17 protein-coding genes are annotated in these 22,217 nt (G+C 62.9%); 15 read left to right on the top strand and 2 right to left on the bottom strand.

Going from position 1 to position 22,217, the window contains the following annotated elements; genetic code table 11:
* Nucleotides 1–36 precede the first annotated feature (36 nt).
* From ACIQT2_RS16790 to ACIQT2_RS16770, 5 genes are all read left to right on the top strand, one after another.
* A complete protein-coding gene (locus tag ACIQT2_RS16790) occupies nucleotides 37–2,016 on the top strand; it encodes a penicillin-binding transpeptidase domain-containing protein (protein WP_402948624.1) in 1,980 nt (659 codons plus the stop codon).
* A 13-nt stretch (nucleotides 2,017–2,029) separates the two neighbouring features.
* Nucleotides 2,030–3,295, top strand: coding sequence for an FAD-dependent oxidoreductase (locus ACIQT2_RS16785; RefSeq protein WP_402948622.1), 1,266 nt, complete (start codon nucleotides 2,030–2,032; stop codon nucleotides 3,293–3,295).
* A gap of 109 nt (nucleotides 3,296–3,404) precedes the next feature.
* Nucleotides 3,405–5,087, top strand: a complete 1,683-nt coding sequence (locus ACIQT2_RS16780) for an ABC-F family ATP-binding cassette domain-containing protein (protein ID WP_397324198.1) — start codon at nucleotides 3,405–3,407, stop codon at nucleotides 5,085–5,087.
* Between the two features lie 157 nt (nucleotides 5,088–5,244).
* On the top strand, nucleotides 5,245–6,000 hold the full coding sequence (locus ACIQT2_RS16775; RefSeq protein ID WP_402948620.1) for a DeoR/GlpR family DNA-binding transcription regulator: 756 nt from the start codon (nucleotides 5,245–5,247) through the stop codon (nucleotides 5,998–6,000).
* Nucleotides 5,997–7,190, top strand: coding sequence for an MFS transporter (locus ACIQT2_RS16770; RefSeq protein ID WP_402948618.1), 1,194 nt, complete (start codon nucleotides 5,997–5,999; stop codon nucleotides 7,188–7,190). Before ACIQT2_RS16775 ends, ACIQT2_RS16770 begins: the two co-directional genes overlap by 4 nt.
* On the opposite strand, the gene ACIQT2_RS16765 is transcribed toward ACIQT2_RS16770, so the two are convergent.
* The gene (locus ACIQT2_RS16765) at nucleotides 7,135–7,944 is read right to left on the bottom strand and encodes a phosphatase PAP2 family protein (RefSeq protein WP_402948616.1); all 810 of its coding nucleotides are present in this window, start codon (nucleotides 7,942–7,944) and stop codon (nucleotides 7,135–7,137) included. The genes ACIQT2_RS16770 and ACIQT2_RS16765 overlap by 56 nt on opposite strands.
* Between ACIQT2_RS16765 and ACIQT2_RS16760 the strand changes: the two genes are divergently transcribed.
* The 8 genes from ACIQT2_RS16760 (at nucleotide 7,912) to ACIQT2_RS16725 (ending at nucleotide 17,398) form a co-directional block, all read left to right on the top strand.
* Entirely contained in the window at nucleotides 7,912–9,417 is a 1,506-nt protein-coding gene (locus tag ACIQT2_RS16760) for a bifunctional phosphatase PAP2/diacylglycerol kinase family protein (protein ID WP_402948614.1), read from the top strand. The two genes, ACIQT2_RS16765 and ACIQT2_RS16760, sit on opposite strands and share 33 nt — an antisense overlap.
* Before the next feature lie 163 nt (nucleotides 9,418–9,580).
* Entirely contained in the window at nucleotides 9,581–10,522 is a 942-nt protein-coding gene (locus ACIQT2_RS16755) for an ABC transporter ATP-binding protein (RefSeq protein WP_397324191.1), read from the top strand.
* Between the two features lie 14 nt (nucleotides 10,523–10,536).
* Nucleotides 10,537–11,427 (top strand): ABC transporter permease, encoded by an 891-nt coding sequence (locus ACIQT2_RS16750; protein ID WP_402948612.1) that lies wholly within the window; start codon nucleotides 10,537–10,539, stop codon nucleotides 11,425–11,427.
* Nucleotides 11,428–11,445: 18 nt separating this feature from the next.
* Nucleotides 11,446–12,735, top strand: a complete 1,290-nt coding sequence (locus ACIQT2_RS16745; RefSeq protein WP_402948609.1) for a sensor histidine kinase — start codon at nucleotides 11,446–11,448, stop codon at nucleotides 12,733–12,735.
* Nucleotides 12,732–13,427, top strand: coding sequence for a response regulator (locus ACIQT2_RS16740; RefSeq protein ID WP_400334982.1), 696 nt, complete (start codon nucleotides 12,732–12,734; stop codon nucleotides 13,425–13,427). Before ACIQT2_RS16745 ends, ACIQT2_RS16740 begins: the two co-directional genes overlap by 4 nt.
* 62 nt (nucleotides 13,428–13,489) lie before the next feature.
* Entirely contained in the window at nucleotides 13,490–14,410 is a 921-nt protein-coding gene (locus tag ACIQT2_RS16735) for an intradiol ring-cleavage dioxygenase (protein WP_402948605.1), read from the top strand.
* A 37-nt stretch (nucleotides 14,411–14,447) separates the two neighbouring features.
* Nucleotides 14,448–15,749 (top strand): M18 family aminopeptidase, encoded by a 1,302-nt coding sequence (locus ACIQT2_RS16730; protein ID WP_402948602.1) that lies wholly within the window; start codon nucleotides 14,448–14,450, stop codon nucleotides 15,747–15,749.
* Between the two features lie 236 nt (nucleotides 15,750–15,985).
* Nucleotides 15,986–17,398, top strand: a complete 1,413-nt coding sequence (locus ACIQT2_RS16725; RefSeq protein WP_402948600.1) for an amino acid permease — start codon at nucleotides 15,986–15,988, stop codon at nucleotides 17,396–17,398.
* 129 nt (nucleotides 17,399–17,527) lie between these two features.
* Here ACIQT2_RS16725 and ACIQT2_RS16720 read toward each other — a convergent pair whose 3' ends face one another.
* Nucleotides 17,528–19,057, bottom strand: coding sequence for an aldehyde dehydrogenase (NADP(+)) (locus tag ACIQT2_RS16720; protein ID WP_402948597.1), 1,530 nt, complete (start codon nucleotides 19,055–19,057; stop codon nucleotides 17,528–17,530).
* A 221-nt stretch (nucleotides 19,058–19,278) separates the two neighbouring features.
* On the opposite strand from ACIQT2_RS16720, the gene ACIQT2_RS16715 reads away from it, so the two are divergent.
* Both ACIQT2_RS16715 and ACIQT2_RS16710 read left to right on the top strand, forming a co-directional pair.
* Complete coding sequence (locus tag ACIQT2_RS16715) at nucleotides 19,279–20,721, top strand: hypothetical protein (protein ID WP_402948727.1); 1,443 nt, start codon at nucleotides 19,279–19,281, stop codon at nucleotides 20,719–20,721.
* Between the two features lie 15 nt (nucleotides 20,722–20,736).
* Nucleotides 20,737–22,206: a class I adenylate-forming enzyme family protein gene (locus ACIQT2_RS16710; protein WP_402948594.1), complete on the top strand. Its 1,470-nt coding sequence runs from the start codon at nucleotides 20,737–20,739 to the stop codon at nucleotides 22,204–22,206.
* Nucleotides 22,207–22,217 lie beyond the last annotated feature (11 nt).

The following is a 22,217-nucleotide window of genomic DNA, read 5'->3' as shown; positions in this document are numbered from 1 at the left end:
AAGAAACTGTCAGGGGAACCCGGCATAATGGCGCAAATGGGGAAACTTCGGAACCTGGTCCTTGGTCTCGTTACGCTGGTGATGGCCGGTTCGCTGACCGCTTGCGATGACGGCCGCTCTGGGGCGGAGAGTGCCGCAAAGCAGCTGGCCTCCGCCTTGGAAGCGCTCGACGTCGGGCAACTCGCCTTCGACGGGAAGGACGCATCGGCGGCCAACGATGAACTGAAAGCCGTAGTGGGAGGCCTTGACGCCAAGCCATCCGTCCAGTCCGGGGACCTCAAACTCGACGGCGACAAGGCCACCTTCCCCCTCAATTACAGCTGGAACATCGGCTCGGCCAAGTGGGAATACAGCCGGGAAGCGACCCTTAAGAAGTCAGGCGACAAATGGGCAGTCCAGTGGTCTCCGTCCCTCCTTGCCCCGGAGCTCGCTGATGGCCAAACGCTCTCGGCCAAGACTGTAGCTGCCCAGCGCGGGCAGATCCTGGGTTCCGGGGACGCTCCGATCGTCGAAGATCGGCCTGTCTTCCGGGTTGGTATCGACAAAACCAAAACCTCCGAAGACAAGTGGGACGCCTCGGCTCGGGCCATGGCTGAACTGCTCGGCCTGGATGCAGAGGACTATGCCAAGCAAGTGGCAGGCTCCGGACCACAGGCCTTCGTGGAGGGCATCGTCCTGCGCGCCTACACAGCGGATATCACTGAAGCCAAGATCAAGGCCATCCCGGGTGGTGTGAGCATCCTCGACTCCATGGCCCTTGCCCCCACGCGCACTTTCGCGCGCGCACTCCTGGGCAGTGTTGGCCAGGCCAGCGCCGAACAGATCGAAAAGTCCAACGGCGCCCTGCGCGCCGGGGATACCACCGGTACGGGCGGGCTGCAACAGAAATACGACTCCTTGCTTCGCGGCAAGGACGGCGTGGAAGTTGTTGCCACCGCCGAGCCTGCGGCCGAAGGCGCAACGCCGGAAACCAAGGTGCTCTTCTCCACTCCCGCGGAAGCGGGGACCACGCTGAAAACCACGCTGGACCTTAAGCTCCAGCAACTGGCCGAAGAGACACTGGCCGGCGTTGGACCAGCATCGGCAATCGTTGCCCTCAAGCCGTCAACGGGCGCAGTGCTTGCTGCGGCGTCCGGGCCGGGCAGCAACGGCTACAACACAGCACTGCTGGGCCAGTATGCACCCGGTTCCACGTTCAAGATTGTTGATTCCCTGGCGATGTTCCGGAACGGTGCCACGCCGGACTCCAAGGTTGACTGTCCCTCCACGGTGACCGTGGATGGCAGGACCTTCAAGAACTCCGAGGGGTATCCCGAAAGTTCGCTGGGCAACGTCACACTGACCGACGCTTTTGCCCACTCCTGCAACACGGCGTTCATCAACGCCCGCGACACAGTCAGCCAGGATCAACTCGAATCTGCTGCCACGGCGCTGGGCGTTGCTGTAGAGGCCCCCAAACTGGGTGCCGATGCCTTCCTCGGTTCCGTTCCGGGCGAGGCAGCCGGCACCGAGCACGCGGCGTCCATGATCGGGCAAGGCAAGGTGCTGTTCTCGCCGCTCTCAGCGGCTGTCATGGCTGCCTCCGTTGCCAACGGAGCGCCCGTTTCGCCCCAACTGGTGCTCAACGCCGACGCCGCGGGAACCCAACAGAACCCCGACGCCGGTACGGCCACCGCGGAAGGCGGCACCGCATCGCCGTCGTCCGCTACGGCAACGGCCCCGGCGTCACCTGCATCCACCAAACCGATCACCAAGGAAGAAGCCGCGTCCCTTTCGGACATGATGCGTGCCGTAGTGACCTCCGGGCACGCCGGGTTCCTGGCACAGGTTCCCGGAGCACCCGTGGGCGCCAAGACGGGAACTGCCGAATTCGGAAACGACGATCCGCCGAAAACCCACGCGTGGATTGTGGCAGTGCACGGTGACCTCGCAGTGGCCGTGTTCGTCGAGGACGGTGGACTCGGCGCCACCACCAGCGGCCCTTTGCTGAAGACCTTCCTGACGGCTGCCGGATGATGAGGGAGTAACCATGGAAACCAGCAATACCCAGTGCTTGGTGGTCGGCGGAGGGCCGGCAGGAATTGTCCTGGGACTATTGCTGGCGCGTGCCGGGCTCCGCGTGACGGTGCTGGAGAAGCACGCTGATTTCCTGCGTGACTTCCGCGGTGACACCGTGCACGCTTCCACTGTGCGGCTCCTCGATGAGCTGGGCCTGGGTGAAGGGTTCCGGCGGCTGCCCCAAAGCCAACTGAACAACTTCCGGTTGCCCACCGAAGACGGCGAATCCGTGGTCCTGGCTGATTTCGGCCTCCTCAAGGCGCCGTACAACTATGTGGCCATGGTGCCCCAATGGGATCTGTTGGACTTCCTGGTGGAAGCAGCCCGGCAGGAGCCGACTTTCACGCTGCTTATGAACACCGAGGCAACGGAGTTGGTGAGGGATGCTGAAGGCGCCGTGGAAGGAGTCAGGTTCCGTACACGGGATCCCCAATCCGGCGAAACCATGGATACCGGGGAACTGCGGGCCGGACTCACGGTTGCCTGTGACGGGCGGGGTTCCATCCTCCGCCAACGAGCGGGAATGGTGCCCCGGGAGTTCTCCGTGCCGTTCGATACGTGGTGGTTCCGGCTTCCCCGGACGGCTTCCGAACACGATCCTGTGGCGTCCATTTCTCCGCGGTTTGGGCGCGGGGACGTGCTGCTCAGCCTGACCCGCAAGGACTACCACCAGATTGCCTATCTGGCAGCGAAGGGGTTGGACGCGGATCTGAGGCGAGAGGGTGTACAGGCTTTCCGCGACCGCATTTCACGGCTGCGTCCGGACCTCGCGGATCGCGTGGACACCATCCGCTCCATGGATGACGTCCACCTCCTGGACGTCAAGCTCAACAGGCTCAGCCGATGGCATCGGCCTGGCTTGTTGCTGATCGGAGACGCAGCACATGCCATGTCGCCGGCCGGAGGGGTAGGCATCAACCTGGCCGTCCAGGATGCGGTGGCCGCTGCCCGGATCCTGGCACCCGCCCTGCTCAGCTCAACCCTGGACGAAAGCCACCTCGCTGCCGTGCAAAAGCGCCGTTGGCTCCCAACAGTGCTCGTCCAGACGTTCCAGCGCGTGCTGCACCGGGGAGTGTTCGCCCGGGTCATGGCAGGACATGAGCCCAGGCCACCCAAGCCGCTGCTGTTCGTCATCCGCCATTTCCCGGGCTTCCACAAGCTGCCCGCGCGGATGATCGCGTTTGGCCCTCGTCCTGAGCACGCACCCGGGTTTGCGCGGCGGAAGCCTGACGCCTGACCCGCAAAGGTCCCCTGCCGGCCAATGGTTCGACGCCGCCCATGGTTCCGTGCCCGCCCACGCAAGTGCCGCCGTCGAGCATTAACTCCCACCATGGGAAGATGGGGCAGTGGCCCATATTGACGTTTCCGGCATCGACTACTTCCTCTCCGACGGCACCCAACTGCTCAACGGCGTGACCTTTAAGGTTCCTGATGGCACCAAGACGGCGCTGATCGGCCCGAACGGTACCGGCAAAACCACGCTGTTCAAGATCATCGCGGGCGATCTCACGCCGGACGAAGGTGTGGTTGGACGCTCGGGAAACATGGGCATCATGCGCCAGTTCGTGGGCCAGGTCCGCGATGAATCCACTGTTCGGGACCTGTTGGTCTCTACCGCCCAGCCGGGCCTCGCCAAGGCGGCCAAAGCCGTTGAGGAAGCCGAGCTGGCCATGATGGAGCACGACGACGAGCCCACCCAGATGCGCTATGCCCAGGCAATCGTGGACTGGGGTGACGCCGGCGGGTACGACGTGGAAACCGTGTGGGACGAGGTCTGCATGGCCGCCCTGGGGATTTCCTTCGACAAGGCACAGTTCCGCCGGGCTTCCACCCTGTCCGGCGGCGAGCAGAAGCGGCTCGTGTTGGAAGCACTGTTCGCCGGCCCGGACGAGCTCCTGCTGCTGGACGAGCCCGACAACTATCTCGATGTGCCCGGCAAGCGCTGGCTGGAATCGAAACTCAATGAATCCAAGAAGACTGTGCTGTTCATCAGCCACGACCGCGAGTTGCTGAACAATGCGGCCGGTCGGATCGTGACGCTGGAGCCGGGCATCAATGGCGCCGGTGCATGGATTCACGGCGGAGGTTTTGGCTCCTACGTGGAGGCGCGCGCGGACCGTAACGCCCGTTTCGAGGAACTCCGCAAGCGTTGGGACGAGGAGCACGTGAAGCTCAAGGAACTCGTCAACATGTACAAGAACAAGGCCGCGTTCCGCTCGGACATGGCCAACCGGTACCAGGCTGCACAGACGCGGCTCGCCAAGTTCCTGGAAGCAGGACCACCCGAGGCCCTGCCCATCGAACAGAACGTCCGCATGCGCCTCAAGGGTGGACGGACCGCCAAGAGGGCCGTCGTGGCCGAGAAACTGGAACTGACCGGGCTCATGAAGCCGTTCTCCACGGAGATCTGGTTCGGGGACCGGGTGGGTGTGCTGGGGTCCAACGGCTCGGGCAAGAGCCACTTCCTGCGTTTGCTCGCTACCGGTGGAACCGACCCCGAGCGTGAGCATTTGCCGGTGTCCGACGTCGTGATCGCCGAGGTTCCGCACGAAGGCACCGTCAAGCTTGGTGCCCGCATCCGTCCCGGGTTCTTTGCCCAGACCCACGTGCGGCCGGACCTTTTGGGGCGGACCTTGTTGGAGATCCTGCACCGGGGTGACGAGCACCGGTCCGGGTTGCCCCGCGAAGCGGCTGCGGGTGCGCTGGATTCGTATGGATTGGCCGGCCAGTCGGAGCAGAAGTACGAGTCATTGTCCGGTGGCCAGCAAGCGCGTTTCCAGATCCTTTTGCTGCAGTTGTCCGGCGCTACCCTGCTGCTCCTCGACGAGCCTACGGACAACCTCGACCTGCATTCGGGCGAGGCTCTTGAACGGGCGATTGATGCCTTTGAGGGCACTGTCCTTGCCGTGACGCACGACCGTTGGTTCGCCAAGTCCTTCGACCGTTTCCTGGTGTTCGGCTCGGACGGCAAAGTGTACGAATCCGAAGAGCCGGTGTGGGACGAGAAGCGGGTAGAGCGCGCCCGCTAACCCGACGCTCTCTCACCGAATCGCCCTTCAACCGGATCGCTCTCGCACCCACTGCGAGAGCGATCCTATTTGAGGGGTGTTAGGTGAGAGAGCGTCCGGGGTGAGCAAATGATCACAAAAAGTGATTAAGTGCGCGTCTGCTTGTTAGGCTGGAGCCATGAAGACTGCCGACCGCCACCGCTACATCGGGGAGCTGCTGCGCACCCGCGAGGCGGTGACGGTTGACGAGTTGGTGGCTGAGTGTGGTGCCTCCGGAGCCACCATCCGGCGGGACCTGGAGATCCTTGCGGCCAACGGAGTGCTGAAGAGGGTCCACGGTGGCGCCCGCAGCCTGTTGGCGCGCGGCGATAATCCGGGCTACGGCCAGCGTGAACTTGAAGAGTACGAGTCCAAACTACGGATCGCAGCGGTTGTTGACGGCCTCCTCGGGGACCGTGAGCACGTGTGGCTGGACAGCGGATCCACGGCCACGGAAATCGCGCGCAGGCTGTCCAACCGCGACCTCACCGTCATGCCCATGTCCCTTCACAGCGTGGACGCGCTGGCCGGGGGACGCGCCGAACTCATTTTGCCCGGCGGCCGTCTTATCCCGGGCGAACAATCATTCCGTGGACCCATGGCCGAATCCAACATCCGTTCGTTGCGCTTCGACACCGCGATCGTCACCCCTTGCGCCTTCAACCTCAAAGACGGGCTCCTGGCGCACGACCTCGATGATGCCGCCGTGAAGCGCTCCGGACTCGAGTCGGCCGCCCGGGTGATCGCCGCAGGCTCCGGAAGTAAATGGAATGCCAGCGCGGTGGCGTTGGTTGCCGCCATGGAGGCTGTGGACGTAATCGTGACAGACCTCAAACCCTCCCCAGAAGACCTTGCCCGGCTCGACAAACTCTCCGTGGAAGTTGTGATTGCATGACCACCAACACCCGAACCTTACCGAACGTGAACGCCGCGGCCATCGCCACATTCCTGGTCTTTGGCATGAACGGCCTGGTCTTCGCCAGCTGGGCGGCCCGTATTCCCGCCGTGACCGAGACGCTCAGCCTCACCTCGGGACAGATGGGCACCCTACTGTTGTGCACCGCCGTAGGTTCCCTCGTTGCGCTGCCTTCGGCCGGGTGGGTGGTAGGCCGCATCGGAACCGCCAACACGGTGAGGCTTGCGGGCATCGTGGCCGGCGGTGCGGGAACGGCGATCGCCCTCTCGCTCATGGCTGCTTCGGTTCCGGCGACAGCCATTGCGCTGTTTTTCTTCGGTATTGGCATCGGCTTGTGGGACGTGGCGCAGAACATTGAGGGCGCCGACGTCGAGCACCGGCTTAAGCGCACCATCATGCCGCAATTCCACGCGGCCTTCAGCGGCGGCGCGTTCGTTGGCGCCCTGATCGGCGCCGGGCTCTCCCAAATCGGTGTTGGCCTGCCCGTGCACCTGCTGGTGATCGCAGCCATCGCCGTGACCCTCTCGCTTACCGCCCCGCGATTCTTCCTTCCGCACCAGGCTGCGGTTGCTGAAACGCACGACGGCGGTCCGGCGGCTTCCAAGGGCCCCTCGGCCTGGCGGGATGGCAGGACGCTGCTCATCGGCGTGGTCGTCCTGGGTGCCACGCTGACCGAAGGTGCGGGCAACGACTGGATAGCCAAGGCCGCTGTGGACGGACTTGGCTCCTCCGAGGCAACGGGTGCGCTGCTCTTCGCGCTCTTCGTGGCCGCAATGACGGCCATGCGGTTCGTGGGCGGGAAGGCGATCGACAAGTTCGGCCGGGTAACTGTGCTCCGTGCCAGCATGGCCGCCGCGGCGGTTGGCCTGGCGCTGTTTGTCTTCGCGGACAACGTGGTCCTGGCGGCTGTTGGCGCTGCCCTGTGGGGTATCGGCGCAGCCTTGGCATTCCCTATGGGTATGTCCGCTGCGGCGGACGATCCGCGGCACGCCGCAGCGCGCGTCTCGGTGGTCTCCACCATTGGCTACGTCGCATTCCTGGCCGGGCCCCCGCTGCTGGGCTACCTGGGTGACCACACGGGCATCCACAACGCCCTGCTGGCTATTGGCGCGCCTATTCTTGTGGCCCTGCTGCTTGCCGGTGTTGCGAAGCCTTTGCCCGCCAAATAGGGCCGGTGCTTTCATTCTCGGCAATGCATATGCGGCGAAATGGCACCCACAGCAGCAGGACAAGGCCCGTCCCCAGGCAAGCGGCGCCGAGGACATCGCTGAGCCAGTGCGCTGACAGATAGGTCCGGCTGATCATCATGGCCAGGATCCCCAGCGCGGCCAGTGCCTTGATCCAGAACCGATCGATGAGCACCACCATGACAACCAAAAAGGTGGTGATGGCCGATACATGCCCTGAAGGGTATGAGCCCGTGTCAGTCAGGACTTTGGCTCCCTCGGGACGTTGGCGGCCCACCACTACCTTGGCCAGCTGGGTGAGTGCAAGCGCAGTCACCCCCGCGACCATCACGAAGAGGGCCGTCCTGGGCCGTTGCCACAGCAAGAGAATCACGCCAAGAAGAAGCTGCAGGACGAGCATCCCCACGTAGCCCACGCTGTTCAGCACCACATTCACTTGGTCCCAGAGGGGCGTGTGCAGGGTGAAGACGTAAGCCTGCCACAGCGTGTCCACGCCGTTGAACGCCGGCTCGCCGTTTCCCGCGAGGATGAGCAGGCCCGGAACAATAAAAGCGGTGAGCAACAGCACGGCCGGTGTTGCGATCTGCCATGTGGGCCGTTGACGCGGTTGCAGGAGGCGGGCCATCCACTCATGGTAGCCACCGGGGCTGGAACCGCCGGGGAGGCGCCGGGCAACCGTCGGCATCGGCGTTACGCTGGTCAGATGCAAGGCTTCCTGCGTAAAGGTCCAAAGCACGTCGCCAGGTTTGATCACTTCCTGGTGAGGGCTGTCTCACGCCAGCCCCAGGGTGAGCACGACGACTTCTTCCGGCGGCTCTCAGCAGCGGCCACCAAGGGCAAACTGTGGTTCGGCATCGCGGGCCTCATGGCCACGGTTCCGGGAAAGCCCCGCCGCGCTGCCTTGCACGGCCTGCTTGCCCTTGGCGTGGCCTCGGCGGTGACCAACCTGGTTTTCAAGACGGCACTCCCCCGCAGGCGGCCATTGCCCGAACATCTGCCTGTTTTCCGTTTCGTGAATCCGCAGCCCGTCAGTTCGTCCATGCCGTCGGGCCATTCCGCTTCTGCCGTTGCGTTTGCTGTTGGAGCCGGGCTGGTTTCACCGGCCATCGGCCTTGCCCTGGCTCCCGTTGCTGCCGGCGTTGCCTACTCGAGGGTCCATACGGGTGCGCATTGGCCGTCTGATGTGGTGCTGGGTTCGGCCTTGGGAGTGGGTTCGGCCATCGTGACGCGGAAATGGTGGCCGGCCAAGCCCCCGGAGCCCACTCCGCGGCGGACGCCCGTGGAACTCCCGAAGATATCCGACGGCGATGGGTTGAGTATTGCGGTCAATGCCATGGGCGGCTCCTACTCGCCGGAGACTGGCGAGCTTCTCCGAAAGATATTTCCCAAAGCGCATATTCATGAGATTGCCGAAGGCGAAGACATCGGGCACGAAATTGAGGCCGCGGCCACCCGGGCCGGCATTATTGCCCTGGGCGTGTGGGGCGGTGACGGGACCGTTGGCACGGCGGCAGCTGCCGCCGTCGAACATTCCCTGCCACTCCTGGTGCTGCCGGGCGGAACACTGAACCACTTTGCCCGCGACCTCGGCGTCGGATCCATGGAGGACGTCCTGAAAGCGGCTGCTGATGGGTCTGGCGCGTTGGTGGATCTTGGCAGCGTCGTTATGCAGAGGGGCCTGCCGGAGCTGCCGGAAACCAGCGAATTGACGATGCTCAACACGGCCAGCGTAGGGGTTTACCCCAACCTTGTCCGGCGCCGTGAACGGTTGCAGCCGGCATTGGGCAAGCCCCTCGCCGGCCTGGTGGCATCGCTGCGGACGTTCGCGGTCAATTCCCCCACCACCCTGTTGGTGAATGGCGTCAGGCACAAGCTGTGGATCCTGTACATGGGCCGGGGCAGGTATTACCCCAGGGACCACGCGCCGCTTCGACGTCCGGTGCTGGACGACGGATTGTTCGATCTGCGCATGATCACTGCGGATGAGCCGTTCGCGCGGGCCCGACTGCTGTGGGCCACCGTGACGGGAACTGTGGCCGCATCCAGGGTGACCCACCTGACCGAGGGGACCAAGGTGCGCATCGAGTCAATCGGGGAGCCGTTGGTGCTGGCTGTCGATGGGGAGCCGAAAGCCGGTGTCCGCAGCGCCGAATTCGTGGTCAAGCCGCGGAACCTGCGGGTCTATTCACCCCTCGACCCGGCGGTCTGAGCCGTTTCGGTCATCCGCGAGGATTACCCTGACTGAACCCTGAATCATCCCTGAGACAGGCGACTTCCTTCCTTCGTGTGACTAGCGTTTTAAGTACATTCACTACTCATCCGCATTCACGACTCATCCGCACGGACACGTGCCCAGGGAGGGGAACGCTTCCATGATCGAAGCAAAAGGCCTGACGAAGGTCTACGGCGAAAAGACCGCCGTTGGCGGTGTCAGTTTCACGGTCCAGGCTGGCCGGGTGACGGGCTTCCTTGGTCCGAACGGCGCCGGCAAGTCCACAACGATGCGCATGATCATGGGGCTGGACAGGCCAACATCAGGTGATGTCACGGTCAACGGCCTCCACTACGCCCAGCACAAGGCTCCGCTGCACCAAGTGGGCGCCTTGCTGGACGCCAAGGCCGTGCACACCAGCCGCAGTGCCTACAACCACTTGCTGGCAATGGCTGCCACCCACCACATCCCCACGTCGCGGGTCCACGAAGTCATCGAAATGACCGGCCTTGGCGCGGTGGCCAAGAAGAAGGCCGGTGGGTTCTCCTTGGGCATGGGCCAGCGGCTTGGAATCGCGGCTGCGTTGCTCGGTGACCCGCAGACGCTGATTCTCGACGAACCGGTAAACGGTTTGGATCCCGAAGGCGTTCTGTGGGTTCGCAACTTGGTGCGTTACCTCGCCAGCCAAGGCAAGACGGTCTTCCTGTCGAGCCACCTCATGAGTGAGATGTCCCAGACCGCGGACCACCTGATTGTGATTGGCCGGGGCAGGATCATTGCCGATGCGCCCATGCAGGACATCATCGCCGGCGCCCAGCAGGCCAAGACCTTGGTGCGTACTTCGGCGGCAAGCCGACTGTCCACGTTGTTGGTGGGTGACGGTGTCCGTGTGGACCAGAACGAGAACGAAACCCTGGAAGTTGTTGGTCTGCAGCCTCGTGAGATCGCCCAGGTGGCACTGGACAACCAGGTTCTGATCTACGAACTGACTCCGCAGGTTTCCTCCCTGGAAGAGGCTTATTTCAACCTCACCAAGGACGAGGTCGAATATCACTCCCATCTCACTGGCGAGCCCGTCGCCGCCGCAGCGGAAGGAAAGTAAGGACGATGAGCACCATGACTGAAAGCCGAACGAACGCACCTGCCCATGTAGCCGCCGCCGGGCGGGGTGTGACCTTTGCCGGTGTTGTGAAGTCCGAATGGATCAAGCTCCGGTCCCTCACGTCGACGGTGATCCTGCTGGCCCTGACACTCATTGCCACCGTGGGTGTCGGTGCGCTGGCCGTCCTCATCCGGTTCACGTTTATAGACCAGATGATCAAGGAAGCGAAGAACGCCGGCCAGCCGGTGACTGCCGAGATGATCACGCAGCAGTTCCCGGCGGGCTCCGGATTCGACCTCTACAACCTGCCGAACGCCGGAATCCAAATCGGCACCCTGGTCCTCGGTGCACTGGCCGTGCTCTTCATCTCCTCGGAGTACGCCACGGGGATGATCCGGTCCACCATGAACGCTGTTCCGAAGCGCATTCCGGCTTTTGCGGCCAAGGCTTTGCTCCTGGTGGTCATTTCCTACGTGATCACCACCATCGCCGCAGTCCTCACCTTCCTGATCGCCATGCCGGTGTTCCAGGGCCTCGACATCAAGCTCGACTGGTCCACCGACGGCGTCATGTACAGCGTCTTCACTGGTGGCCTCTACGTTGCAGGCGTGGCCCTCATTGGTCTCTCACTGGGTACGCTGCTCCGCAACTCCGCAGGCGGCGTTACCGTGCTGGTGGCCCTCTTCTTTGTCCTTTCCATTGCTTCCGGGTTCCTGAGCCTTGTTCCCGGCGACTTCTGGAAGTACGTCCCCCAGTACATCCCCAGCGAGGCAGGCGGTCGCTTCCTGGCGATCGGGCACACGGACGGCGTACTGGATCCGTGGCAGGGCGGGCTGGTTTTCCTCGGCTACATCCTGCTCTTCCTCATCCCCGCCGTGTTCGCCATCAAGAAGCGGGACGTCTAGGCGGTCTAGGCTCGATCCATGACTGAAGCTCCACAGGCGAGGGACGCGTTGGCCACAGCGGCCGACGCGTCCTTCGCCGAAATCGCCCAACGGCGGCGCGGCCGTGTCCGGCGGTACTTCTACGAGCGTCCGCGGGCCATGGACGCCGTGGTGGTCCTTTGCTACGTGATCCTTGCCCTGCCCACCATCATTGCGTCCGGCAGCGAGGGCAAGTGGCTGGCGATGTCGCTGTTGCTGCTGATTGCGACTGTCCTGGCTTTCAGGCGACGCTATCCGCTCCAGGTGGTTACCGCCGTCGTGCTTTTCGAAGTGGCGGCCACCATCCTCAACCCGTGGGGCTCGAACGTTTCTGCTGGTTTGTGGTTCGCCCTCTATGCGGTGGCGACCGCGAAGAAGCGGCCTCTCGCGCTGCTGGTTTTCGTGGCGGCGAGCCTGCCGTTGAGCCTCCTGTACCTGTTCATGTGGACCAGTCCCACCAATCTGGACACGCTCCAGGACGTGCCGGAGAATTTCCATCTCATCAACAACATCGCCACGGCCGTCACCATCATGTTGTCCAACCTCCTGGCTACTGGAATCGGTATTTCGGTGCGGCAGCGGCGTGAACACGAGGCGGAAATTGCTGCGTGGGTGGCGCGGACAACGCAGCTGGGCAAGGTTACGGAGCGCAACAGGATTGCCCGCGAGATGCACGATGTTGTGGCGCATTCGCTGACGGTCATGATCAGCCTTTCCGATGGGGCTGCTGTGGTGGTCAAGAAGGATCCGGAACGCGCAGGCGACGTGCTGAACGAGCTGTCCAGGACCGGCAGGGCCGCCCTGGCCGACATGCGGCGTGTCTTGGGCGTTCTCCGTGACGATTCCGGGCGGCCCGCACCTTTGGCACCCTTGGAGGCGGGCCATAACCTGGGGAAGCTTTTGGACGGGTTCCGCACCGCCGGCCTGCCCCTTCACTACGCCCATACGGGCCCGGCGCTGCCCGCCGACCCCGCGTTCGAGTTGACGGTGTACAGGATCGTCCAGGAATCGCTGACCAACGTCCTTCGCTACGGCCGGTCGCTGAGCCGGGTGGACGTGCAGTTAACCCGCGACGGCGATTTGGTCACCATTGACGTGCTCGACGACGGCCGTGGAACCCGGGAGGGTGGCGGGGACCTGGCGAGCAGCATCGGATCAGGCCAAGGCATCGCAGGGATGAGTGAGCGTGCGGGAATTTATGCTGGAATCGTGACTGCCGGTCCTGGAAAACGCGGCGGCTGGGCAGTACACGCCCAGCTGCGCTGGAACGGCGATAAGGGGGAAGAATGACTGGGGACAGCATGATTAAGGTCCTGTTGGTGGACGATCAGCCACTGCTTCGGATGGGGTTCCGGCTCATCCTGGAGGGTGAGGACGATTTCACCGTGGTGGGCGAAGCTTCGGATGGGGCGGAGGCCGTGCGGTTGGTCGCGGAGCTGCACCCTGACGTGGTGCTCATGGATGTCCGCATGCCCGCCATGGACGGTATTGAGGCCACCAGGCGGATTTCGGATGCAGGCTCGGATTCCCGGGTGATTATCCTGACCACCTTCGACCTCGACGAGTACGCCTTCTCGGGTTTGCAGGCCGGCGCCTCGGCGTTCCTGCTCAAGGACGTGGCGCCCGCCGAACTGGTGCATGCAGTGCGCCTGGTAGCCAGCGGGGATGCTGTTGTGGCGCCGCGGGTCACGCAACGGCTGCTCGAAACTTATGTCCGTGGCGGGCATGCGCCGGGACTGGCTCCAGCCCCGCACCGGGATCCGCTCCTGGACGAGCTCACGCCGCGTGAAACAGAAATCCTCACCACCATCGCCGAGGGCCTGTCCAACGCCGAGATTGCGCACAAGTTCTTCCTGTCCGAGGCCACGGTGAAGACCCACGTCCGGCGGATCCTCAGCAAGCTCCAGCTGCGGGACCGCGTGCAAGTGGTGGTTTACGCCTATGAGACGGGCCTGGTGGTCCCGAGCAACCCGGATTACTGACCCACAGCCCCGGCACAGCTTCACCATGTACAAGCCATAGGCTGCCCGCGTTTGATGGAGGCATGACTTCACTCCAGCGCCCCACGCAAGCTTCCACGGAGGCCGACCAGCCGCATCCCAACCACGATCGCGGACTTGAATTTGACCTGTCAACGATCCTGAACCGCAGACGGACCCTGGGTGTCCTCTTCGGCGCGGGAACGGCAGCAGCCCTGGCAGCCTGCACGCCGGGTACGGGAGGCAGCAGCGCCACGCCGTCGTCCTCCGCCAGTGCGGTGTCGACTGCAACGTCGACTGAAACCGCGACCGCCTCGCCTTCCGCAACGAGCACGGTAACCAGGGCCTTCGCGGAATGTGGCGTGGAGATTCCCCAGGAGACGGTGGGTCCGTACCCGGGCGATGGCTCCAACGGTCCCAATGTGCTGGAGGCCTCGGGAGTGGTGCGCAAGGACATCACGTCCAGCTTCGGCGCCTCCACCACCAAGGCCGAGGGGGTACCGCTGACGGTAACCCTGACCCTCCTGGACAACGCGAACGGCTGCTCCCCGTTGGCCGGCGCGGCTGTGTACGCCTGGCACTGCGACCGGAACGGGAAGTACTCCCTCTACGACAGTGGCCTGGAAAACGAGAACTACCTCCGCGGAGTGCAGGAGACCGACGCCAACGGGCAGCTTACGTTCACCACCATCTATCCAGGGGCCTACAACGGCCGGTGGCCACATATTCACTTTGAAGTATTTGAGTCGCTGAGCAACACCAGCTCCGCGGGCCAAGTCCTGGCCGTGTCCCAGATCGCCCTGACGGAGGCGGCCTGCAAGGAGGTTTATGCGTCGAGCGGGTACGAGAGCAGCGCCAAGAACTTCCCCAACACGACGCTGACTTCGGACAATGTCTTTGGTGACGACGGCGGCATATACCAACTCGCGACTATGTCCGGCTCAGTGGCCGCTGGCTACACGGCTGCACTGAACGTCACGGTGTAGCCCGGCGCGTCGGCGCAGCGGGACTAGACTCGGGGTCATGCCTTCGAACGCCTCCGCAGCAGACCACATCCAGGACCTCGGCTCTTTTGTTTCGGCGTCGCCGTCGAGTTTCCACGCAGTGCACGAGGCGGCCCGACGCTTGGATGCTGCGGGTTTCACCGGGCTTGAGGAGCTTCAACCGTGGGAGGGCGGCCCGGGCAACTACTACGTGATCCGTGACGGTGCCCTGATTGCCTGGGTCACGCCGGCCAACGCAGGTGCAACCAGCGGCTTCAACATCCTCGGGGCGCACACTGATTCGCCGTCGTTCAAGCTCAAGCCCAAACCCACCACCGGGAAGTTCGGGTGGCTGCAGGCGGGTGTTGAGGTCTATGGCGGCCCGCTGCTCAACTCGTGGCTGGACCGGGAACTGCAGCTGGCGGGCCGTTTGGTGATGCGTGACGGCACCCAGCACCTGACCAACACCGGGCCCCTGCTGCGCTTCCCGCAACTGGCCATCCACTTGGACCGTACCGTCAACGAGGGCCTTACCCTTTCAAAGCAGCAGCACATGAACCCCATTTTCGGTCTGGGCGATCCCGCCGGGGAGGACTTGTTGGGCCTGCTCGCCTCGCGCGTCGAGGGGGCAGCTGTGGATGCTGCGGAAATCGGCGGTTACGACGTCGTGGTGGCAGACACGCAGGCGCCGGCAGTTTTCGGGGCCAACGGTGAGTTCTTCGCGTCGGGCCGATTGGATAACCTTTCCTCAACCCACGCCGGGTTGGTGGCGCTGCTCGCCCACTCCGCCGCCGCGCCAGCCAATGGACCGATCGCCGTCCTGGCTGCCTTTGACCATGAGGAGATCGGCTCCAACTCCCGGTCCGGCGCGTGTGGCCCGTTCCTGGAGGACGTACTGACCCGGATTTCCGATGGTTTCGGCGCTTCGGTGAGCCAGCGGCGGCAGGCCTTCTCGGCGTCGTTCTGTGTTTCTGCGGATGCGGGCCACGCCGTCCACCCGAACTACGCGGAGCGCCATGATCCCACCAACCGGCCACTGCTGAACGGTGGCCCGCTGCTGAAGATCAACGCCAACCAGCGCTATGCCACGGATGCCACAGGTGCCGCTTTGTGGGCGCGCCTCTGCGAGGAGTCGGGTGTGCGCTACCAGGAGTTCGTTTCCAACAACGACATTCCGTGCGGCTCGACCATCGGTCCGCTCACTGCGACGCGGCTGGGCATCCGGACCGTTGATGTGGGCGTTCCGCTGCTGTCCATGCACTCCGCCAGGGAGTTGTGTGGCGTGGAGGACCCGCACTTGCTGGCGACGGTTGTTGAGAGGTTCTTCGCAAGCGCGGTGTGACCGGACCCATAGGCTAAAGCGTCAAGGAGTCGTTTCAGGCTCGTTTCGATAGTGCTTGCAGCGAAACAAATGATGCCTCAAGCTATACATTTTGTGCATCCTCCTGTTTCGCTCAACATCAAAATGTACGTTCGCACAGCTTAGGCCGGAACCTCGCTGGCTAGTGTGGAAAGCCAAGTGGCCCAGTGCACATCAGTCGAGGGCCTTTCCCAGAACACTAAGGACGGCGCTCATCCATGCACGCTGACCAACAACTTTCCAAGTCACTGAAGCCCCGCCACCTGTCCATGATCGCCATTGCCGGCGTCATCGGTGCAGGTCTCTTTGTGGGCTCCGGCGCCGCGATCCAGCAAGCAGGTCCGGGTATCCTCGTGGCTTATCTGGCCGCGGGCCTTGTGGTCATTCTCGTGATGCGCATGCTCGGCGAAATGGCTGCCGCCAATCCCGAGACCGGATCCTTCTCCACCTATGCGGACAAGGCCCTGGGCCGCTGGGCCGGCTTCAGCATCGGCTGGCTCTATGCCTGGTTCTGGATCATCGTCCTCGGCATCGAGGCGACCGCCGGTGCCGCCATCATGCATCGCTGGGTTCCAGGTGTAGACCAGTGGGTTTGGGCCCTCGTCCTGATGGTCCTTCTGACATTGACCAACCTTGGTTCGGTGAAGTCGTATGGTGAGTTCGAATTCTGGTTCGCGTCCATCAAGGTGGCAGCAATCGTGATCTTCCTCCTCGCAGGCATCGCTGCGATCCTTGGCCTGTTCCCGGGTGTTTCCGCCCCGGGCGTGGCGAACCTGCTGGACCAGGGCGGCTTCATGCCGAACGGTCCGGGTGCCGTCCTGGCGGGAATCCTGGTGGTGGTGTTCTCCTTCTTCGGCGCCGAAATCGCAACCATCGCGGCCGGTGAATCCGCCAACCCCGTAGACGCGGTGAAGAAAGCCGTGAAGTCCACGGTATGGCGGATCCTCATCTTCTACATCGGGTCCATCGCGATCGTGGTTACCCTCCTGCCCTGGAACAGTGCCTCCGTGGCCAAGAGCCCGTATGTCGCAGTCATTGAGCTGTACGGCATCCCTGGCGCGGGCACCATCATGGACATCGTGGTCCTGACCTCGGTGTTGTCCTGCCTGAACTCTGGCCTCTACACGGCGAGCCGCATGCTGTTCTCCCTTTCGCAGCGTGGAGATGCGCCCAAGTCCTGGACCAAGATCTCCAAGCGCGGTGTCCCGGCAGCCGCCGTCCTCGCTTCCACCGTGGTGGGTTTCATTACCGTTGGCCTGAACTACCTGGCTCCGGACACCGTGTTCCTGTTCCTGGTGAACACCTCCGGCGCGATCGCCCTGTTCGTCTGGCTGGTCATCGCCACATCCCAGCTCATCCTTCGCCGCCGCATGGGCGATGCCGCAAAGAGTCTCGAACTCAAGATGTGGTTCTTCCCGTACCTCACGTGGATTGCGATCGCCAGCATCGTGGCACTCATTGTGGGCATGGTGATCCTCGAATCCACCCGCCAGTCGCTGTTCCTTTCGCTTGCCCTGGCCGTCGTCGTGGTCGGCATCGGCGTGTTTCGTTACCGGAAGGCGGGTCCCCCGGCCCACCCTGCCACAGCGGAAGCCAAGCCCGCGGAAGCAGGTTCCCGACCGGCGTCGTAAGCGTCTGTTCGCTGCGGGGCAGCAGCCGTCAACTTACGACGGCGGCTGCCCCGTTTGGGTTTGAGCCGCCTCCGAAAGGGGCTCACCTTAGGAAGGTATCGGGCGTAGTACGAGTCGGGCCGCAGAGTTCTATCGTGACGTTGGCCCATCGGGCAGTGTCAACCGGCCGTTCATGCGCCGTGGAATCGTGTTGGGCCCGTCCTGGAGCTCATCGGGAAGCAGTGAGGCAGGTGCGTCTTGAAACGTTACTGGCCGAAGGAACCGACGGACTGCAGTCGACCCCACCGAAGTGTGGAGTGTGTTTGTAGACGGCCACGGCCCGCCGTGAGTCTGTGCCCAGCTGACGTTCACGCCGGTGGGGTAGTCGTTGTAGAGAATGCGACCTGCAAACGGCACGGAAAGCTCGGTCAATCGTGCCGTTAGGTTCTCGTCCCCCGTGCCGAAATGGATCGTTACGGTTAGCGAGCCGAGCATGGTGGTGAGCGCGCTCTCCAGTTCAGGGAGGGTGCTGTACCGGACAATGAGTGCTGAGGGGCCGAAGCATTCGCGAACTACTTCCGGTCCCAGTTTCGACGCCTTGATGCTGAACACAGCGGGACTGACGTGGAAGCCCTTCTCGGCCTGAGCGACCCTGGGAGTGATCCGTTGGACACCGTCGAGGTCATCCAAGGCGCTGGTGATGGAGCCGTACTCTTCGAAGATGCGCTGATTCAGTAGCGGGGCAACGGTAATAGCCGAGAGTTCCTCCGCCAGGGCTCTCACCAAGGCGTCTCCATCCGGTCCTTCCGAAACAAAGGCTACTCCGGGCTTGGTGCAAAGCTGACCGGCCGATGTTGTGATGGAGGCCGCGAGCCGGGCGCCAATTTCTGCCCCTCGCTCCATTGCCGCGTTTGGCGTAACAATCAATGGGTTCAGACTGCTGAGCTCGCCGTAGAAAGGTATCGGCTGGGGTCGGCTGTTGATGACGTTCAGGAGAGCAGTGCCGCCGCTCAGAGAGCCGGTAAAACCCACCGCTTGAATCAGTGGGTGTCTGACAAGGGCGCTGCCGGCATCTTGACCAAAGACGATCCCGATGGTTCCGTCTGGTGCCCCGAAGTTCCTCGCCGCAGCCACCATGACATCGTGTGAGAGTTCGGAAGTCTTTGGATGTGAGCTGTGGGCTTTGAGGACAACTGGACAGCCAGCGGCGAGGGCTGATGCTGTGTCACCGCCCAAAATGGAAAAGGCGAAGGGGAAATTGCTGGAGCCGAACACGGCTACAGGTCCGATGGGCTGCAGAATCCTTCGGAGGTCCGGTCTAGGCCCCATGGGACTCTGCCCGGCTGTGTCAATGGTCGCCTCCAGGTAGCTGCCCTCACGCAGGACCTCTGCAAAGAACCGCATCTGGTAGGTGGAGCGGTTGAGTTCAGCTGCAAGACGTGTTGTCCCTATGCCGGTTTCTTCATCGGCAGCTTTGATGAGTCCCTCAGCCCCAATGTCTACAGCGTCCGCGATTGACTCCAGCAACCTCGCACGTCCTTCCCGGCCGAGCTTCCGTAAGTAACCGAATGTTGAACGCGAACCACGCGCGATGCGATCGACATCGACGTCGCTGCTCTCTGTCGCTATCGGCTCCAGTCGTTTACCTGTGTACGGGTTGGTACCTGCGATGGTGGGCATTTTCGAATCCTTTCGGGTAGCTCATTGGTGGAGAGTTTGGGGGTCCTCGAGGGGTGGATCCCGAATGGATCCCGGGTGCGATCCGGGTGTTGCGACTCTCCAGGCCCGGGACGACTGTGCTAGCTGCACTCTTTGTCCTATTGACACTGCACTCCCACTTAACATACTTTCATGTTTGTAAAATTTCAAAATTTTGGCATTACGAAACTGGGGGTTTCACTATGCACCGGACAATCAAGGACGAACAAAGCAGTTCAAGTTCTGCACCGCTGGCGGCCAAGCTTGGGGACATAGCAGCTGGGCGGGGCGTGCGGTCTTTCCACGCGCTGCCGCTTCTGGGCGCGGCGCGGGACATGCCTGCTGTGGCCAGGCGGGGCTTCGAAGAACTCTTTGGGGGTGCGCTTCCGACCGCCGATCTAAGCTTCTCCGGGAGGGCGCTGGATTCATTCTTTGCGCCGGACGGACCGCTCGCTGCGGCACAAGCAGCGGCTGCGTCTGCGTTTGGAGTCGAAGAGGTCTTCTTTGGTACGTGCGGGACCACGGTCTCCAACCGCGCCGCACTTATGGCACTTGTTCGTGCTGGGGGAAGGGTGCTCATTGACGGCGCGTGTCACCAGTCAGTGATGTTTACGGCGACGGCGGCGCGGCTGCCGATGACGACCGTTCCGCCACTCGATGTGAGGGGCAGTGCCCTCACTGACGTCGACAGTATGGCGGGTAGGCTCTCTGCTGCTGCACACTCGGGTGACCCTTATGTGGTGGCTGTAATAACGGCCACCTCCTATGACGGCTACATCTTGGATATGCGGGAAGTGCTTCCCCGACTCATAGAGGCGTCGCCCTCCACGGCCCTGCTCATCGACTCCGCGTGGGGAGCGGTCCATTCGTTCTCGGGACGGCTTCGCCCATACACAGCCATGAGCGCTGTGGGCGAGCTTCGGTCTGCAGATGTCAGCCTGCCGCCCATCGTCGTGACGGCATCCGCGCACAAATCGATGTGTGCCATGAGGCAGGGCTCATTCATCCTGTTGGCGAGTGGTGGCGAGGCCACGCGTGAGGCCCTCCAAGCCGCCATCTTCAGCACGCACACAACATCGCCGTCTTGGACTATTCTCGGGTCCCTCGACTTGGCACGCCACCACGCGCAAGTTTTCGGGGACGAGTTGATCGAGCAAGCTATTGGTCTGCGCCTTGAAGTCTCTCAGCGGCTGGCTGCCAATCCTCTGACAGCCCCCTTGGTTGCCGACCGTGCTCCATTTGAAGGCATTGATGGTGTGGTCCAGGATCCAATGAAGCTGACGATAGACCCGCGGACAATCGGCGGCGGTGTCGAAGCGGGGAGTCGGCTCTATGGCGATTACGGCATCTATGTTTCGCGTTGTAGCCCGGCAGGACTCCAGTTCAACTTTCACATCGGCGTCAGCGCACAGGACGCTGATGACCTGGTTCACGCTCTGCATGGTTTGGCCTGGCGAGCGGCCTCGTCCACACCTGCCGGTCCGTCCCTTGGCCTCGGATCAACTGTGGACCGATACGTCGTCCCTTATCCGCCCGGCATTCCTATTGCAGTCCCGGGTGACACGTGGTGTGAGCGCAAACAGCAAGCTGTCCTGCGAGAAGAAGCCAGCGGCGCACGGGTTTTCCACATCGTCCAACCCGCCTGAATCGAGGTAGTAGCCGTGATAAACGTCGACATTATTCGCCGCCGGGCATCAGCCAGCCCCCATGACGTGGCTATTCGACATCGGGGCAACGAACTGACCTGGGCTGAGTATCTGCATCATGTCCATAGAGTTCTGGGGTGGCTCGACGCCAATCTCCCCAAGGACAGCGACGTCGTTGCCATCGAAGCAGAGGCGACACCCGAAGTGTTCATCCTCGCCAGCGCGCTGACGTCGCTTGGTACGCCGTGGGTAGCCTTGGACCCCTCCAAACCTGACACCGTCCGCGCTCATCAGCGCGAAGCCCTTAACCCTGCCATTGTCGCGACAGCATCAGCAGAGGGCGCTCTTCTTCTCTCGTCCGATGGATGCCAGCGCGACGCTGTGGCTTTGGCTAGCATCCGACAACAAGGAACGATCGCTTTCCGTAGCCGGCCATTCCGCGCCTTGGGTTTCACATCTGGAACGACGGGCATGCCCAAGACGGTGATTCGGACGTCACCAAGCGAAGCGCGCCGAAGTCAGATGCTCATCCGCCGATACGGTTTTAGTCCGGCAGACGTTTTCCTGCTTGGTCTTCCACTCGCCCATGCGTCGGGGCACGGTTGGACCCGCACCCTCATGACGGCGGGAGCCTCGGTTGTTATTGGAGACACCGATCCCATTTCGTTGGCCGATAGCCTCAAGGGCAGCTCCATCACGGCAACACTGCTGGTTCCACCTGTTCTGGAAGAGGTCGTTGCTGAACTGCAGAGAGCGGATCACAGCGGGCAGTTTAGAACCAACCTGCGCTTCCTTCTCACGGGTGGCAGACACCTCTCGGCCACACTGCTCGGGAGGGTTCATCAGACGCTGGGGCCTGTTCTGCATTCCTACTACGGAACCACAGAAACCGGCTTGAATACCCTTGCGGATCCAATGGATCTCCTTGCGAATCCCCGTACATCCGGGCGCCCGGTCGACGGCACCACCATTGTCATTACGGACGGCCATGGTCGTCCACAGCCTGTCGGGACTGCGGGCCGCGTGGCTGTCCACAGCTACATGAACGCCAGTGACTACGGAACAGGGCCTATTCCGACCATTGACTTAGGAGGGCAGGAATTCATCCTGACCTCCGACGTTGGCCGAATCAATCCCAATGGATCATTGGAGCTGCTCGGACGTGCAGGCCTGGAAATCGATGCTGCAGCGTGCGGCGATCTCATCGGGCTTGAGGACGATCTACGGCTCCTGCCGGGGGTCACTGCGGCGGCGGTCCAGGTTTCAGCATCCTGCTACGTCCTAAACATCGTTCTGGCTAGTGATCCAGGAGTCAGCGCCGACCCCGTGCTGCTGCAGTACATGGCATTACAGTGCGCCCGGCTTCGCGGGGTCGTTATGCCGGTCAAGACCGATGTTGTAGACCGCCTCCGATTCAATTCGACTGGAAAGTTCGACGCCACTCGGACATTGGCCCACAACTCGCTCTCCAGCATCACCGTCTAGCGCCCTGGCCC

This window comes from Paenarthrobacter sp. NPDC090522 (genome assembly GCF_044769225.1).
Lineage (GTDB): Bacteria > Actinomycetota > Actinomycetes > Actinomycetales > Micrococcaceae > Arthrobacter.
This window is presented reverse-complemented; position numbering and strand designations above follow the sequence as displayed.